General features: G+C 31.9%; 18 protein-coding genes. 2 read left to right on the top strand and 16 right to left on the bottom strand.

Features of this window, described 5'->3' with window-relative positions:
- Positions 1-9: 9 nt before the first annotated feature.
- The 15 genes from BUB65_RS03175 to leuS all read right to left on the bottom strand — a co-directional run bounded on the left by BUB65_RS03175 (position 10) and on the right by leuS (position 15,928).
- Entirely contained in the window at positions 10-1,014 is a 1,005-nt protein-coding gene (locus BUB65_RS03175; RefSeq protein WP_234946732.1) for a 2-C-methyl-D-erythritol 2,4-cyclodiphosphate synthase, read from the bottom strand.
- Positions 1,015-1,035: 21 nt separating this feature from the next.
- The gene (locus BUB65_RS03170) at positions 1,036-2,280 is read right to left on the bottom strand and encodes a glucose-1-phosphate adenylyltransferase (RefSeq protein ID WP_073072129.1); all 1,245 of its coding nucleotides are present in this window, start codon (positions 2,278-2,280) and stop codon (positions 1,036-1,038) included.
- Positions 2,281-2,291: 11 nt separating this feature from the next.
- A complete protein-coding gene (gene glgD, locus BUB65_RS03165) occupies positions 2,292-3,407 on the bottom strand; it encodes a glucose-1-phosphate adenylyltransferase subunit GlgD (protein ID WP_073072127.1) in 1,116 nt (371 codons plus the stop codon).
- Between the two features lie 4 nt (positions 3,408-3,411).
- The gene (gene deoC, locus BUB65_RS03160; RefSeq protein ID WP_327192013.1) at positions 3,412-3,990 is read right to left on the bottom strand and encodes a deoxyribose-phosphate aldolase; all 579 of its coding nucleotides are present in this window, start codon (positions 3,988-3,990) and stop codon (positions 3,412-3,414) included.
- A 152-nt stretch (positions 3,991-4,142) separates the two neighbouring features.
- Entirely contained in the window at positions 4,143-4,592 is a 450-nt protein-coding gene (gene smpB / locus BUB65_RS03155; RefSeq protein WP_073072122.1) for an SsrA-binding protein SmpB, read from the bottom strand.
- Between the two features lie 8 nt (positions 4,593-4,600).
- Positions 4,601-4,882, bottom strand: coding sequence for an Asp-tRNA(Asn)/Glu-tRNA(Gln) amidotransferase subunit GatC (gatC, locus tag BUB65_RS03150; protein WP_073072120.1), 282 nt, complete (start codon positions 4,880-4,882; stop codon positions 4,601-4,603).
- Positions 4,883-4,886: 4 nt separating this feature from the next.
- A complete protein-coding gene (locus BUB65_RS03145; RefSeq protein WP_073072118.1) occupies positions 4,887-5,657 on the bottom strand; it encodes an alpha/beta hydrolase in 771 nt (256 codons plus the stop codon).
- Positions 5,657-6,058 carry a SoxR reducing system RseC family protein gene (locus tag BUB65_RS03140; RefSeq protein ID WP_073072116.1) on the bottom strand — a complete coding sequence of 134 codons (402 nt, stop codon included), beginning with the start codon at positions 6,056-6,058 and terminating at the stop codon, positions 5,657-5,659. The genes BUB65_RS03145 and BUB65_RS03140 overlap by 1 nt, the downstream gene beginning before the upstream one ends.
- Before the next feature lie 9 nt (positions 6,059-6,067).
- A complete protein-coding gene (locus BUB65_RS03135) occupies positions 6,068-7,690 on the bottom strand; it encodes a DAK2 domain-containing protein (protein WP_073072114.1) in 1,623 nt (540 codons plus the stop codon).
- A gap of 13 nt (positions 7,691-7,703) precedes the next feature.
- On the bottom strand, positions 7,704-8,033 hold the full coding sequence (locus BUB65_RS03130) for an Asp23/Gls24 family envelope stress response protein (RefSeq protein ID WP_073072112.1): 330 nt from the start codon (positions 8,031-8,033) through the stop codon (positions 7,704-7,706).
- Positions 8,002-9,849 (bottom strand): 1-deoxy-D-xylulose-5-phosphate synthase, encoded by a 1,848-nt coding sequence (gene dxs / locus BUB65_RS03125; RefSeq protein ID WP_073072110.1) that lies wholly within the window; start codon positions 9,847-9,849, stop codon positions 8,002-8,004. Before dxs ends, BUB65_RS03130 begins: the two co-directional genes overlap by 32 nt.
- A gap of 86 nt (positions 9,850-9,935) precedes the next feature.
- On the bottom strand, positions 9,936-11,210 hold the full coding sequence (gene serS, locus BUB65_RS03120) for a serine--tRNA ligase (RefSeq protein ID WP_073072107.1): 1,275 nt from the start codon (positions 11,208-11,210) through the stop codon (positions 9,936-9,938).
- A gap of 4 nt (positions 11,211-11,214) precedes the next feature.
- The gene (gene mtnA / locus BUB65_RS03115; protein ID WP_073072105.1) at positions 11,215-12,255 is read right to left on the bottom strand and encodes an S-methyl-5-thioribose-1-phosphate isomerase; all 1,041 of its coding nucleotides are present in this window, start codon (positions 12,253-12,255) and stop codon (positions 11,215-11,217) included.
- 177 nt (positions 12,256-12,432) lie between these two features.
- The gene (locus tag BUB65_RS03110; protein ID WP_073072103.1) at positions 12,433-13,437 is read right to left on the bottom strand and encodes a peptidyl-prolyl cis-trans isomerase; all 1,005 of its coding nucleotides are present in this window, start codon (positions 13,435-13,437) and stop codon (positions 12,433-12,435) included.
- Between the two features lie 13 nt (positions 13,438-13,450).
- Complete coding sequence (leuS, locus tag BUB65_RS03105; RefSeq protein ID WP_073072101.1) at positions 13,451-15,928, bottom strand: leucine--tRNA ligase; 2,478 nt, start codon at positions 15,926-15,928, stop codon at positions 13,451-13,453.
- Positions 15,929-16,023: 95 nt separating this feature from the next.
- Here leuS and BUB65_RS03100 point away from each other — a divergent pair, with 95 nt between their 5' ends.
- Both BUB65_RS03100 and BUB65_RS03095 read left to right on the top strand, forming a co-directional pair.
- Positions 16,024-16,707: a 16S rRNA (uracil(1498)-N(3))-methyltransferase gene (locus BUB65_RS03100; RefSeq protein ID WP_073072099.1), complete on the top strand. Its 684-nt coding sequence runs from the start codon at positions 16,024-16,026 to the stop codon at positions 16,705-16,707.
- 15 nt (positions 16,708-16,722) lie between these two features.
- Positions 16,723-17,079, top strand: coding sequence for a hypothetical protein (locus tag BUB65_RS03095; RefSeq protein WP_073072097.1), 357 nt, complete (start codon positions 16,723-16,725; stop codon positions 17,077-17,079).
- A gap of 11 nt (positions 17,080-17,090) precedes the next feature.
- Here the strand turns inward: BUB65_RS03095 and BUB65_RS03090 are convergent, their stop codons facing one another.
- Positions 17,091-17,528 (bottom strand): GNAT family N-acetyltransferase, encoded by a 438-nt coding sequence (locus tag BUB65_RS03090; protein ID WP_073072094.1) that lies wholly within the window; start codon positions 17,526-17,528, stop codon positions 17,091-17,093.
- Between the last annotated feature and the right edge of the window lie 8 nt (positions 17,529-17,536).

The raw sequence follows: 17,536 nt of genomic DNA, 5'->3' as shown, positions 1-17,536 counted from the left end.
CCTCTCTTACTAAATTACTATTAAATTGCTAACACAAATGGAAGTTATACCTAACCCTTTAGATTCGGGGTAAACTTCATTTCCAGTCTTAAATTTCAAGCTTACGGGACAACTTAATGTATCTGAAAGATTGTTTGCAATATCTTCTCTAAATTGCCCAAGTTTGTACTTTGAAATTATTACACAATCTATACTTGTTGGAAAATAACCCTTTGATTTTATCATTCTTAACACTTCTTCAAGCATTTTCATACTACTCATACCTTCTGGAACTTTATCCTCAGGAAAAACTTTACCAATATCCATCTTAAGTGAGACACCAATTAACGAATCTATAATACTATGAACTAAAACATCAGCATCTGAATGCCCTTTTAAACCAAAGTCATATGGAATTTCAATTCCACCTAAGACTAGTTTTCTGTCCTTAACAAGGGGATGAGTATCCCAGCCAATACCACTTGCAGTTTTATAACTCATCTTTTTGTGCATTCTTACTATTCTATCGTTAAAAACTTGACTTTCTACAAACCCAAAAATTCTATATTTTTCCAAGATCGATTTAGGTACATCTGCTATAATTCGAGAGAATTCATGGGAGGTTATAAAATGATATAGCAATTCATACTCTACATCCAATGATTTTCCTGAAACTGAAATCATATAAACATCATCAACAGTAAAATTGATTAGAATTTGCCCTATAATTGAAGATAATTTCAACCCTGTACCAAAGACCTTAAAACCCAACACTTTAAACCATTTTTCGTAACCATGTCTAAAAGCACTTTTAGGAGCAAATAAAAGAACTCCTAATACATTCCCTTTATTATCCTCAAAAACTATGGAATTTTCAGGTAAAAACGGTGGAATTGATCTGGAAACAGCTTTTTCAATTATTTTAATCGGATTTTTAAAGAGAAAATCGAAATACTCCTTTTTTTCACGATAAATTAAGGTTACACATTCTTTATAATTTTTTTCATTTATCTTAGTTATTCTCAAATTTAACACCTCAGCAATGATTGAAGTTTTTTAAATATATTCTCCAGAATTTAACGTTAAACCAGAACGTAATATTTTCTCTATTCCAACTACACAATTTTTACCTATGACAACATTATCTTCGATTATACTATCCATTCCTATTACAGAAATTTCACTGTTATAAACTTTATTATTTAATTTGCTTTCTGCATATTCGCCTTCTCCTATTTTCACTGAATTACCAATAATTGCATTTTCAGCAATTATAGCATTCTCTATATAACAATTCTTCCCAATTTTTACTTTTGACATAACAACTGAATTTTTTATTACTGAATTTTCTCCTATTTCAACTCCTTGAGATATAACCGAACTTTCCACGTTTCCATATATCTCACAACCTTCACTAATCAACGAATTTTTTATCTTTGATTTTTTTGATATATAAGCCGGTGGCATTTCTTCAGAATGTGTATAAATTCTCCAGCTGGCATCATGTATATTGAAAGCAGGTATTACTCTTGTTAATTCAAGATTTGCTTCCCAATAGGAGTATATTGTTCCAACATCCCTCCAATACCCTTCAAAAGGAAAAGCAAACACTCTTTTTGTTTTAATAATCTCAGGTATAATATCTTTCCCAAAATCATGAGAGCTTTCTGGTTTATTTGCATCTTGTATTAAAACTTCTCGAATAAAGCTCCATTGAAAAACGTATATACCTAATGAAGCAAGATTTGATTTAGGTTTTTCAGGTTTTTCCTGAAATTCTATAATCCTATTCTCAAGATCCGTTACCATTATTCCAAACCTGTTTGCTTCTGAAAGGGGTACTTCAAGACATGCTACAGTTGCAAGAGCACCTTTTGAAATATGGTAATCAATTAGCTCGTTGTAATCCATTGAATAAACATGATCCCCGGAAAGGATAACAACATATTCAGGAGAATATTCATCAACAAATTCAATATTTTGATAAACTGCATCAGCAGTTCCACTAAACCAAACTTTTGCCTTTTCAGTAAAATACGGTTGTAATATAGTTATTCCACCATCTTTTCTATCTAAATCCCAAGGTTTTCCAATACCAATATGTTTATTAAGAAGATGGGGTTTATATTGCGTAAGAACTCCTACTTTATAAATACCAGAATTAACACAATTACTTAAAGTGAAATCTATTAACCTATATTTTCCTCCAAATTGAACGGCAGGTTTAGCTATCTTTTCCGTTAAAACTCCTAAGCGAGTCCCTTGCCCACCTGCTAGAATGAGAGCTAAAACATTTTTCATTCTATCAGCTCCTATACTATCATTCTTTTTTCTAACACTACCGGTTCAAAATCTCCAATAAGTGTTTGTCCTTCTCTTACTATACAATCTTTATCAATTACGGCATTTTTAATTACCGCACCTTCTTCCACTAAAGTTCCTTGCATTATTATAGAATTTTCGATCTTGGCACCTGCTTTCACAGTCACTCCTCTAAAAAGTACAGAATTCTTGACCACACCGGAAACAATACAACCGTCAGCAATTATAGAATTTTCAATATCTGACGTTGCAGTAAACTTAGCAGGTGGAAAATCTTTCAACTTTGTAAATACTTTCCCATTTTTAAAAAATAACTCTTCACGAATTTTTCTATTTTCAACAATTTCCATATTAATTTTATAATATTCATTAACTCCTTTTTTTATATTCCTCCAATATCCTTTAAAATCATACGCATAAACTTTGAGTTCATTAATTCTTGGTAAAATAACATCTAACAACAAATCATATTTCTCATTAGGAACAGTAGAATATAACAGTTCCATTAACAAATGTTTATTCATAAAATATACGCCTAAGAATGCTCTCCTTGAAGGTGGATTTTCAACCTTTTCATGAAATTCAACAATTCTCATATCATCATTTACTATTACACTACCATAATCTTTTATATTGTAACTTTCATCAAGTTCTTTTGTTAGTAAAGTTATATCAGCACTTTTTGAAAAATGAAACATATATAAATCGTTATAAAGCATTTTATAAACATGATCTCCAGAACCTATTAGTACATAGTCTTCGTCTCCCCTTTTTAAAATTGTTATGTTCTGAAAAATAGCATCAGCAGTTCCTTTATACCAGTATTGACCATTTAATCCTATATATGGCTGTAAAATAAACAGTCCACCTTTTTTTCTATCCAAATCCCATTCTTTACCAGAACCAAGATGATCCATTAAACTTCTTGGATTATATTGGGTTAATACACCGACTTTAATTATTCCAGAATTTACCATATTGCTTAAAGTAAAATCAATTGCTCTATACTTCCCAGCAATGGGTAAAGCTGCGCTTGCCCTTTTATACACTAATTTCCCGAGCCTTTCACTTTTTCCTCCAGCTAAAATGAGACCTAAAACTTTCAAAATATCACCTCTTCACAATTGAAACCCCAGAGCTTGTACCTATGCTAGTTGCTCCAGCTTTAATCATATTTATTGCATCTTCATATGTTTTAATCCCTCCAGAAGCTTTCACACCTAATTTCCCACTCACAGCCCATCTCATTAAACTTACATCTTCAACTTTTGCACCGTAAGTTCCAAAACCTGTTGATGTCTTCACAAAAGCTGCCCCAGCTTCCATAGAAATTACACAAGCTGCTATTTTTTCCTCATCTGTCAAATAACATGTTTCAATAATTACTTTCACAGGTACACCTGCAGCATTAACAACTGAAGCAATATCTTCGTATACATATTCATAATTACCGGATTTCAAATGTCCAATGTGAATAACCATGTCTACTTCATCTGCACCATCTTCAACAGCTTTTTTTGCTTCAAAAGCTTTCGATTCAATGGATGTTGCCCCCAATGGAAAACCAACAACAGTTACAACTTTCAGATCAGTACCTTCAAGATTCCTTCTTGCTAAAGAAACAAAAGAAGGATTTACACAAACCCCCCTAAAATTATATTCTTTAGCTTCTGCACATAACTTTAATATATCTTGCTCGGTAGTTGTTGCTTTTAAATTCGTATGTTCAAATATATTTATTAACTTCTACCTCCGAAACCTCTATAAATTCTGGATTGTAATTTTCTTTAAACTGTCTAATTCTTTCTTCTACTTTTTCAAGTAAACTCATTATTCCCCTCCTATCTATTTCTTTTTAAATACTCTCGTATTTTTCTGTTAATTTCTCTCTTTTTAATATCCTCTCTTTTATCATACCGCTTCTTCCCTTTTGCTACAGCTATTTCTACTTTTACTAAACCTCTCTCATTGAAATATAACTTCGTAGGTATAATAGTTAAACCTTGCTCTTTTACCTTTCCAAGTAATCGATGAATTTCTTTTTTGTGTAATAATAACCTCCGAGGCCTTTCCGGATCATGATTAAAGATATTCCCATTTCTATATGGGGGAATATTAAGATTTAATAAATATACTTCTCCATTTTTTATCCTACAAAAACTATCTTTAAAATTTGCACCCATATCTCGTAATGATTTAACCTCTGTCCCTCTCAATTCTATACCTGCCTCGTATGTTTCAATAATCGTGTAATCTGAATACGCTTTCTTGTTGGTTGCTATAACTTTCATAATACCTCCTATTTGTGAATTCCTGGAATTTTTAAGTAATTTCTATCTCTGTTCGGAAAGTTTTTGCGAATAGACTCAACATCTTCAAAATTCCTTACTTTATTATCCCTTAACTTAGTAGCATTTTCTATAGGTGTGTACATTGGCTCAAGTTCTGAAGTATCCACTTCTTCAAGAATCTGAAAATAGTCAACAATTTTCTGCATTTCCTTTATAAAAGTTTTTTTGTCACTTATTTTCAATCTAGCCAACATTGCAACTTCGTCAACTAATTTTTCATCTATCTTCATTTATTCACCTCCATCGATTTTCATACCATTCAAAAATATCATTATAAAACTTTTCACGATATTTTGGATCTTCAAACATTTCATGATAACCACCTTCATATTTTATTAATAATTTATCTTCCTTTGGTAATTGCAATCTCTCAAAGAAGGCATATGAACCGTCAAGAGGCGTTATTTTATCCTCCGTTCCAACTAACATTAGTGTAGGAACAACTATATCATTAACTCTACTATGAGCAAGTTGAATATTTTTCACAAGACTTCTTCCCAATTTTACACTAATTCTGTCATGTACCAATTTATCCTTCACATATTTTTCCACAGCCTCTTTGTTTCTAGATAAAAGATTTGGATCTATTCCATTACTAACTGTTAATGAAGGATAAAAATATATCATTATACTTAACAGAACTTTTTGTAAAATAGATGGCTTGATGTACAATGCCGGTGAAGAAACAACCAACGTTTTAACACGATCCACGTTTTCCTGTACATATCTAATAGCAATTAATCCGCCTAAACTATGACCAAAAATATGGAATTTTTCGATATCGTTAGTTAAGTTATTGATCACTTTAATAATTTCTTCAATTGACGTATGTCCTCTTCTTCCTTGGCTTTTTCCATGCCCTGGAAGATCAAAACCTATTACACCAAATTCTCTTTTAATTAGTCCTTCGACTAATTTCTCATATCTGCCTATATGTTCACCCAAACCATGCACAACAACTATCCAACCTTTTTTTCCGCTCCCTTTTCTAAACTGATAAATCACTATATTTCCCCCCGATTATGTTTTACATCTACAATTTCTGGTTTATATTTTTTATCGATAAAATAATTTATCACAAATGCAACACTCATAAATGAAATACCAATTGCAAAACTAAGAAAGTCTGATAATTCAAAAAAACCACCTAACCCAACTCCAACAATCAAGAATACGATAGGAAGACCGTATAAAAAGAACGCAATCAATGCTGGCCTTAATTTCATATCCAATATTAAAAAATCTCCTGGAAAAACTTCTAAGTTTTTCTTTTTTTCAATTTTCATTTCCGTAATGTTCTGAACATTACAACTTCCTGAAAGTGAGCAACTACCACATGCAGTAGTATCTCTTTCGACGTATATATATTTATCATCTATCCTAGAAACTCTAAATACTTCTTTCATTCATATCACCTACTCTATTAATATTAAAAATGGATAATGCACTTGCTCTCCTTCGTATGTTTCAATTTCTAAATTTGGATATTTTTGCTTGACTAACTTTTCTAAAATATTTATTTCAATAGGAGTTGCATCTTTTCCAAGTAAAATCGTTATAATTTCTCTTTCTTCTAAATCTTCAATTTTAGCAAACGCATCTTCTAAAGCTTTTTTGAAATCCAAATCATGTGTTTGAAGTGAATTGTTCACAAATACCAAATATTCATTTTTCTTTATTTTCTCACCATTTAATCTAGCATTCCGAACTGCTCTGGTAACAGACAACGTTACTACTTCCGAAACAGCCTCTTCATAAACTTTAAGCAAGTTCTCTGGTTCTTCATCTGGAACATGTCTTATTAAAGCCGCAACACATTCTTGAACATTTTTTGTGTTCACTACATACACATTTTTATCTTCTATTGAAGATGCCACTTGCCTAGCAGCAAGAATTATATTCGAATTATTCGGAAATATAAAGACATTGTCTGCATTAAGAGCTTCAACTGCCACTTTTATATCTGCCGTACTTGGATTCATCGTTTGGCCACCAATAACAATCATATCTGCACCTAAATCTCTGAGAATCCTTGAAATACCTTCACTTGGAGATACCGCAACAATTGCGTTTTTCTTTCTTGGGCCTTCTTCTTTATACCCCGTTTCAATAAAATGTTCATGCTGTTCTTTCATATTATCTATCTTAACCTTTAAAAGTTCTCCAACTCCCAGAAGTTTTTCAATAACCGTTCCAGGATTATTTGTGTGAACATGAAGCTTTATAACATTATCCTGCACAAAAAATACAACAGAATCTCCTATTTCATATAAGAAATTCCTAATCTCTTCTTCTTGTCCATTATTCAATTCATCAAAAGCTCTCACTATCAACTCGGTACAATACTGATATTTTAAATCTTCAGGTATAAACTGTATTTCTTCCACAGGCATACTAGTAGTTTTAACATCAAGATTAATTGTAGTTTCACCCTGAATGTATTTATAAAATCCTTCCATAATGTAATATAAACCCTTTGCTCCAGCATCTACCACACCTGCATCTCTCAATTTCTTTAATAAATTTGGAGTATCATCAACTGCTTTTTTTAATATCATCAGCGTTTTTTCAAAAAATTCATTAAAATCTTGTGCATCAGAAAGCTCCTCTACTTTTTCAGACAAGTACCTTATAGCTGTCAAAATCGTTCCTTCTACAGGTTTCATAACAGCACCATAAGCCACATCTTTTGCAGATTTAAAAGCAAATGCAAAATCAGCAACTGTAATCTGTTTTACATTTTTTAAATAATCACAAAATCCTCTAAAAATCTGCGAAAGTATCACACCAGAATTTCCTCTTGCACCCATTAAAGTTCCGTTTTTTATAGCATTTAATACCTTTTCCATTGTTACCTTATTCTCTATACTTTCCAAATATTTACATCCTTCTAACATAGTTGCAGACATATTTGAACCTGTATCACCATCTGGAACTGGAAAAACATTTAAAGCATTAATTTCATCTTTATGTTTTAGTAGATTTTCTGTACCTTTCATAAAACAAAGCTTCAGCTTTTCAGCTGTTAGTCTTTTCAAGACATCTACCTCCTTATTTTACATCTATTACATGGACATTTACTTCAACACTTTCACATCCGGCAAATTCTTTTAATTTATGTTTAACGTTTTCAATTATATTCCTTCCCACTTCAGAAATTTTCGTTCCATACTCTATCTCCACGTAGGCATCAACTTTTATATGTCCAAATTCATCTTCCTGAATTTTTACTCTACTTTCTTCACTACCCACAATCTTTGAGAGCCAGTTCTCTGTTGCAATGCTTACTGGTCCATAAGTTTCAAGAATTGCTAAATAAACTAATTTCCTAATCGCATTTAATGTTATATCAAGTTCTCCAAATTCCGTTTGTATTTTCATATGCATTCCTCCTTTCAATTATTCGCATAATCTGTTTTAAAATCCCCTCTTCATCGAGTTCCAATGTTTTTAAAAGTTTCTTTCTACTACCATGTACAATAAATCGATCAGGTATTCCTATATTAAAAATTTTACCGTATTTGTTAAGCGATTCACCAAAACCTCCTTCTATTGAACCTTCTTCAACAGAAAATACGTACTTATGATTGTCTAAAACCCAATTCAAAACTTCTGTGTTTATTGGTTTTATACTCCTAGCAAATACTAAAGTCCAGCCATTTTTTAAGGCTACTTTTAGCGCGTTATTTGTAATTGTACCAGTTGAAATAATTGCTACATTTTTACCGCGATTTAATATTTCCCAATCTTGCAAATCTATCATCTTAATTTTATCATAAATTTGCTCGAATTCACCAAATTCTGAATCCCTAGGATATCTAATTGCAACTGGACCATCAATAGGTAACTTAAAAATTGTATATAACGTGTTAGCCAAATCTTGAACATCTCTGGGAGCATATATTTTAAGATTCGGAATTATTCTTAAATATGCTATATCAAATACTCCATGATGAGTTGGTCCATCTTCACCCACAAGACCCGCTCTATCAATAGCAAAAACAACTGGCAATTTTTGAAGTGCTATATCGTGAATAACTTGATCAAATCCCCTTTGAAGAAAGGTAGAATATACAGCAAACACTGGTTTTAAACCAACCCTTGATAGACCACCTGCAAATGTAACACAAGTTTGTTCGGTAATACCTAAATCGAAAAACCTATCTGGAAATTTTTCTGCAAATTCGTCTAAGCCTGTCCCTCTTTTCATAGCTGCTGTTATTGCTATTATTTTCTCATCTTTTTCAGCAAGTTTTACTAACATTTTTCCAAAAACTTCACTAAAAGAAATAAAACCAGGATGCTTTATAAACGTTCCTGAAGAAATATCAAATTTCCCCGCACTATGATATTTTTCTGGATTTCCCTCTGAAGAATGAAAACCTTTACCTTTTAGAGTATTAACAGTTACAACAACAGGATAATCATAATCTTTTATTCTTCTGAATTCTTCTTCCATCTCTTTTATATTGTGCCCATCGACAGGTCCTAAATGCTTTATAGATAATGCTTCGAAAAAGTCATCACCAGTTATAGACACTTTCAAAGCTTCTTTTAATCTTTTTAATTCTTTTTCAACACTTCCCTTAATAGTTTTTTTCATAGTTTGTTTCATTTCCAAATAAATTTTACTGGTCCTTAATCTATCAAAAAAATTTGATAAAGCTCCCACATTTTTGGAAATTGACATCATATTACTGTTTATAATAACTTTGATTTTTGAATTAAGCGTTTTTATTTGATTTAAAGCCTCTAATGCCTCACCGGAAGTAAGTGCACCATCACCAATAACAACTACAACGTGGGCTTCTTTTCCTTGCAATTTCAAACCTTGTTCGATTCCTAGAGCAGCAGCAATAGACGTGCCAACATGCCCTGCACCAAACCTATCAGCTTGTGACTCGAAAATACTTGTATAACCACTTATACCATCATATTTTCTAATTGTAGGAAATAATTCCCACCTTCCAGTTAACAATTTATGGGTGTAGGTTTGGTGACCAGTATCCCAAATTATATAATCCTTGTAAGGATCAAAAACTCTATACAACGCTAATGTTAATTCTACTGTACCAAGATTCGAAGCTAAATGTCCTCCATTTTTTGAAATAACATCTATTATGTATTCTCTTATTTCCCTTGCAAACTTTTTCAATTCTAAATAATTCATTTTTCTAATTTTAGAGATATAATCCACCCTTTCACCTTCTTATGAAAAACTATCATCTTTATTATTTTATCATACATATAAAAAATCGCACAGCCTCCGCTGTGCGACTTAATTTAAGGAATTCTTTCAACACCCATATACGGTACCAGAACTTTTGGAATTGTTATAGAACCATCTGGGTTTTGATAATTCTCAATAATAGCGACCAATGTTCTTCCAATTGCGACTCCCGACCCATTCAATGTATGTACAAAATGAAGTTTATTATCCCTTCCTCTGTACCTTATGTTCCCACGTCTAGCCTGAAAATCTGTATCGTTACTACAAGAAGATATTTCTTTATACGTATTATACGATGGAAGCCAGACTTCAATATCATAAGTTTTGGCAGCAGCAAAACCCAAATCACCAGTACATAAAGAAACTACCCTGTAAGGAAGCTCGAGAAGTTGTAAAATCTTTTCAGCATCCCTTGTTAACGTCTCAAGATCTTCAAATGATCTTTCCGGGGTAGTAATCCATACAAGTTCAACCTTATCAAATTGATGTTGCCTTATCATTCCCCTCACATCTCTTCCATAACTTCCTGCTTCTCTTCTGTAACAAGGGGTGGATGCAGCAAATTTTTTAGGTAAATCTTTTTCATTTAAAACTTCTCCTGCATACAAAGCAGCAAGAGGCACCTCAGCAGTAGGTATTAAAAACAGATCATCTTTTTCGATATTGTAAGCTTCTTCTTCAAATTTCGGCAATTGACCTGTAAAAATCATTGTCTCTCGCTTCACTAAATGAGGAACCCAAACCTCAATGTATCCATGCTCTTTTGTATGGAAATCTAACATAAACTGAATAAGTGCTCTTTCTAGTTTTGCAAGATACCCATACATTATTGTAAATCTAGAACCACTTAATTTTGCTGCCCTTTCAAAATCCATCAATCCTATCTCTGGACCCAAATCCCAATGTGCCTTTGGTTCAAAACCAAACTTTCTCGGTTCACCCCACCTTCTTATCTCAATATTTTCTGTTTCATCTTTACCAATAGGAACACTTTCATGTGGAATGTTTGGAATATTCAAAGCAATATTTTTCATTTTTGTTTCATATTCTTGTTGAACTTTTTCAAGTTCCTTTATTTTTTCACCAATTTTTTTACTTTCTTCAATAATTTCTTTTGCTCTTTCTTCATTTTTTTCTGCCTTTGCTTTTGCTACAAGCTTTGAAAGATTATTTCTTTCAGATTTTAAATTGTTTATCTCGGTAGTTAATTTCCTCCATTCTTGATCAATCTTTATAATTTCATTTATTATGTTTGTGTCTGCATTACGTTTTTTTAATGCTTCAGCAAATATTTCTGGATTTTGCCTTAATAACTTAATATCTATCATACAATCACTCCTCAAAGAGTTTTTTCAGATTTTCTTCATATGGTGGGTAAACTACACCCTTTTCCGTAATTATTGCAGTTATTAATTCTGCATCTGTAACATCGAAGGCTGGATTAAATACTTTTACATTATCAGGGGCTATCTGTGTTCCACCACAATGTGTAACCTCAGTGTGTCTCCTTTCTTCTATTGGTATATCTTTTCCTGTTTTGGTATTTAAATCAATTGTACTAGTTGGAGCAGCAACATAAAAAGGTATTCCATGTCTTTTAGCAAGAACCGCAACCATATACGTACCAATTTTGTTTGCTACATCTCCGTTTGCAGCCACTCTATCTGCACCAACAATAACGGCATTTATTTTACCAAGTTTCATTGCCCAGCCTGACATATTATCACTTATAAGAGTCACATCTATACCATCTTTCATTAATTCCCAAGCTGTAAGTCTCGCACCTTGCAAATATGGCCTTGTTTCATCAGCATACACTTTTATCTTTTTTCCTTCTTCAACGGCCGCTCTTATTACACCTAATGCTGTACCATAATCTACAGTTGCAAGAGCTCCCGCATTACAATGTGTAAGTACAGTATCACCATCTTTTAAAAGTTTTGCACCAAATTTACCCATTCTCCTATTTGCCTCAATGTCTTCATTTGCAATAGCCATTGCTTCCTCTTCGAGTTTTTCGACAATACCATCTAGTTTACCAAAATTAAGTAAAGTTTTTTCCATTCTTTCCAATGCCCAAAAAAGATTTACCGCCGTTGGCCTTGTATTTGCTAAAACCTCTTTTACATGAAACATCTTTTCTTTTAACTCTTCAAAAGTATTTACATTAAACTTTTTTGCACCTAAAACGTACCCAAAAGCTGCCGAAGCTCCTATTGCAGGGGCTCCTCTTACAACCATTTCCTTTATCGCAATAGCAACTTCTTCATATGTTTTACAAGTCATATATTCCTCTTTTAAAGGTATTTTTCTTTGATCAATCAAAATTAACTCATTTCCCGTCCATTCCATTGTCATCGTTTTAAGTTTCATTAACTCTACCTCCTTTGATTTTTAGTCACAAGATATTATATCATATTAAAAAAGAAGGTTCGATTTATAACAAATAATCTTTTATTAGATATAAAAAGCCCCCCTTCTATTCAATCTTAGCAGAGGGGGTATTAGAATACAATTCGCCTTTATGAGCTTGTCTCTATGTAAATAAACTTACTCAGTAGTGTACAAAATTTTTACTTGACTTTCTTTTTTAAATTTAGCAAATTCCTCATCTATAAACTTAGACCAAACTTCAGACTTTTTATTACTCAATAATTCATTTGCAATTTCCTCTTTAACCTGTTCAAATTCTTTCACTTGTGGAGGTATTTTTTCCAAAATTTTTACAATATAAAACGTGCCATCAACATTAATAGGACCTAAAATAGCCCCAACCATAGCATTTTCTATATATTCCCAAAGTTTATCAGGAAATGCCTGACCTTTAGCTATGTTTTCAAACTTAAAATCTCCCAAATTAAATTCGTTAGCAACTGTTTGAAAATCTATACCGGATGCTACCTTATCCTTTGCCATTTTTGCTTGAGTCTCATTTGTAAACGTTAAAACATATAAGTCAAATTGTGTGGGGGTAGAATATTTATCAATATTTTCATTATAATAAGCTTTAATTTCATCATCAGTTACTGTAGCATCTTGTGATGCATAATCAAATAAATTCTTTATAGACATATTCACCAATGTATCAAAAAATAATTTTTCTTTAAATTCCTTCAATGTTCCCATATTTGCATACTGTAAATACATATTAAAGGTATCTTCGTCAATTCCTTGTGAAGATAAATAATCAGAAATTTGTTTATCTACAAATTGCTTTACTTCTTCATCCGTTGGCCTAACCCCATACTTCTCAGCAAATTGCACTATAAGTAATTTATCAACTATTTGATCCAAAACGGCTCTTTTATACCTCATTAAAAGTTTTACACCCTCATCAGTGTTTGTTAATACATTAAAGAAAGTTTGATCCACTTCAGAAATTTTAACAAGTAAACCATTAATATTTGCTTGTGAATTTAAAAGATCAAGTGTAACTTCTTCACCATTCACTATAGCTACAACAGTTGTACCTGGAAGCGTAGTCGATGTTGCTTCCTCACCAAAAACTAACAAAGCAGAAATCAAAACAACCATTAAAACTAATAATTTTTTCATAAACTCTCCTCCTTTATTTTACGACAATATTTAAAAGCTTATTCTTTACATAAATTATCTTCACAATTTCTTTTCCTTCAACATATGAAGCAACTTTCGGCTCTTTTAATGCTAACTTCTTTATATTTTCCTCATCTTCATCAACTGAAACGTTAATTTTCCCTCTTACTTTCCCGTTAACTTGAATTATAATCGTAACTTCATCTTCTTTAAGTGCTTCAGGATCATATGTTGGCCATTGCTCATTTACTATAAGTGTGTCTTTACCTAAATCATACCACATTTCTTCTGCCATGTGTGGTGCGAAAGGTGAAAGAATCAAAACAAGATTTTCAGCAAGTTCTCTTAGCAGTGGAACATTCAATTCATCTTCAATAGTAGTATTTAAATATTCATTTAAGCTATTGTTGAGTTCCATAAGTCCTGCAATAGCTGTATTAAATTTAAATCCTCCTTCAATATCCTCGGTAATTTTCTTAATAGATTGGTGAAGTTTTTTTCTCAATTCTTTTTCCTTTTTATTCTTTAATACAATGTTTTCTTTTGTAGTATCCTTTATAAAAGGTAATATCTTGTAAAAATTATTCCATAATCTCTTTAAAAATCTATTTACTCCTTCTATTCCTGCATCATTCCATTCTGCATCTTTTTCTGGTGGAGCCATAAAAAGAATATATGTTCTTAATGTATCAGCGCCATATTTTTCTATCATATCATCCGGTGAAACTACATTGCCTTTAGATTTACTCATTTTCCATCCATCTTTGTATATCATTCCTTGAGTAAAGAGATTGGTAAATGGTTCATCGAAATTTATATAACCAAGATCATGTAAGACCTTGGTAATAAATCTTGAATAAAGCAAATGTAAAATTGCGTGTTCCACTCCACCTATGTACTGATCAACTGGAAGCCAATAATTAACATCTTTAGAATCAAATGGTTTATCATCCATATCTGGATTTACATACCTTAAATAATACCAAGAACTATCTACAAAAGTGTCCATTGTATCAGCGTCACGTCTTGCGGGCCCACCACACTTTGGACATGTTGTATTCAAAAATTGTTCATTCAACGCTAATGGCGACTGTCCTGTGGGTAAAAATTCTATCTCTTTGGGTAATTTTACTGGTAAATCTTTTTCAGGAACTGGCACTGTCCCACATTTTTCACAATAAATTATTGGGATAGGTGCTCCCCAATATCTTTGCCTAGAAATTAGCCAATCCCTCAATTTGTACTGAACACTCCTTTTCCCAATCCCTTTTTCCTCAAGATATTCAATTACCTTTTCAATTGCTTTTTTACTATTCAAACCATTAAAAGGACCAGAATTGATCATTATTCCTTCTTCTTCATATGCTTCTTCCATCTTATCTGGATCTAAAGGACTTTCAGGGTTGTCAATTACAACCATTATTGGTAAACCATACTTCCTTGCAAAGGCAAAATCCCTTTGATCGTGCGCAGGAACAGCCATTATAGCTCCTGTTCCATACTCATATAAAATGTAATTTGCTACATATATCGGAATTTTTTCGCCAGTTACGGGGTTAATAGCATATCTTCCAAGAAAAATCCCTTCTTTTTCCGCATCAACACTTGTTCTCTTAAATCTATCTTCAAGAGAAACTTTATGTAAAAATTTATATAACTCTTCTTTTTTCTCTTCGGTTACAATTTGTTCGACAAGAGGGGATTCTGGAGAAATAGCCATAAATGTAACTCCCCAAAGAGTATCAGGTCGTGTAGTAAACACTCTTATTTTCATATCTAATCCATCTACTGGAAAATCAACTTCTGCACCTATACTTTTTCCAATCCAATTTCTTTGCATAATTTTTACATTTTCTGGCCAACCTTCTAATTTATCCAAATCATTTAGAAGTTTTTCAGCGTATTCTGTAATCTTAAAATACCATTGTTCTAAGTGCTTAATAGTAACTTCTGTCCCACATCTTTCACACTTTCCATCTACCACTTGTTCGTTTGCCAAAACAGTATTACAGTTTGGACACCAATTAACCGCTCCTTTTTTCTTGTAAGCTAACCCATTTTCGTATAATTTAATAAACAACCATTGTGTCCATTTATAATAGTCCTCTTTACATGTAGCAATTTCTCTCGTCCAATCATAACTAATTCCTATTTTTTTTATTTGATTTTTAATTATATTTATATTTTTGAAAGTCCATTCTTCAGGATGTATCTTATTTTTAATAGCGGCATTTTCAGCTGGTAGCCCGAAAGCATCATAACCAAAAGGATGAAGAACATTATAACCCTTCATTCTTTTATACCTTGCAACAATATCACCAATAACATAATTTTTTACATGGCCTACATGTAACGTTCCAGAAGGATAAGGAAACATCACAAGATCATAAAACTTTGGTCTTTCTGAATATTGTTCTGTTTCAAAAACCTTTTCTTTTTCCCAAATTTTTTGCCATTTACTTTCAATTTCTTGAGGTTTATATTCTTTCATACAATCCCTCCTGTAATAATTTCTCTTTAAGAAAATTATACTACAAATGTCTAACTTCAACAAATTATATTGTATAATTAAATTGAGGTGATTTAATGCCAAATATTTTCTTTTGCACTGTTGATAATGAAAATGCTTTTTTTGACAGTCATGAAACCACTCATTTTAAAGTTGTCAGAAAAAAAGCTGGAGATATTGTTATTTGTACGGATGGAAATGGTAATAAATACAAAGTTCAAATAAAACAATTAGGAAAAAAAGAATCTTTTGGTAGTATTTTGGAGTCTAAATATATAGGCGAAGAAAAAAATAATTCAAGATTGATCCTCTTTGCTCCCTCAGGAAAATGGGAAAGGCTCCGTTGGTTAATAGAAAAAGCGGTGGAACTTGGTGTAGATAAAATATATATTACTAAAACCAAATTCTCCAATAGAGATTATTCGCAAAAACAAGATAAAATAAATTTTCTTATCAGGGACAGTTGCAAACAATGCGCTCGATTCCATTTTCCAAAATTCGAAATTATTAACTTCAACGATATAACCGAAGTTGCTCCAGCAAATACGTTTTTTCTGGATTTTAATGGTAAAAAAATTCCAGAAGAAATAGGAAACAACGTTGGACTCATAGTTGGGCCAGAAGGTGGTTTTTCGGAAGAAGAAATTAAAATATTAAAACAAAATTTTGTTGGTATTGTACTAGGAAGGAAAATTTTGCGCTTTGAAACCGCTGCACTTGTTAGTTTAAGTTACTTTTCTTTAAAATTGTCAAAAATCTAAAAAAGGGGTGATCCTATGATTAAAGGTGAAAAAATTTTATCATATGTAAAGTATTATCACGAAATTGAGTCAGAATATCGCGAAAAACTCGCTGAATCAAAAAGAAAATCGGATGTTAGAGAAGTTTTTATAAATATACTTATAAAATTCCTTTCAAATGTCGATTCTTCAATTGACCAATCCTTTGCTGAATATATAGAATTTGATGGAGAATCATTTAGATTCAAAACACCCTTGAAAGAAAAAATAGAAAAATTAGCTAAAAATAGTGATCTTTTTCCGATTATTGAAAGAATTTTTGAATCAGCAAAAAATAGATATCTTAGAATAGAAAACGACGAAAATTCTGATTACTTTAATCTAAAAAAATAAGCAGAGCGGGGTTATCCCGCTCTTTCTTCTTTTAACAAACCATAAATCAATATATCGTAATATTTTCCGTCATGATATTTTCCTTTTCTAATCTGCCCTTCTAATTTAAATCCAAATCTTTTTAGCAAGTTTATTGACTTAATATTATACTCATACACTTCAGCTGTAAGTCTTTCAAGATTCAACTCATTAAATGCAAAATTAACTGCTTCCCTTAACATTAATTTACCTTTGCCCTTTCCCCTTTCTTCGGGTATTAAATAATATGTTATATAAGCATTTTTGTTAAAATATCTCATATCAAAATTTACAAAACCAATAACTTCGCCATTTTCAATGAAATTCATCACTATTTTTCTTGGAATGTGAATCATTCTAGTTTCGGAAAAATTTTTTAAATCTTCAAATGAAATTTCCAACATCTCTTTGTCAGTTATTTTGATCTCCACAATATACC

Source organism: Thermosipho atlanticus DSM 15807 (genome assembly GCF_900129985.1).
In the GTDB taxonomy this organism is placed as follows: Bacteria; Thermotogota; Thermotogae; order Thermotogales; family Fervidobacteriaceae; genus Thermosipho_A; species Thermosipho_A atlanticus.
Note: the sequence above shows the minus strand (reverse complement) of the source record. Positions and strands in the feature narration are given on the sequence as shown.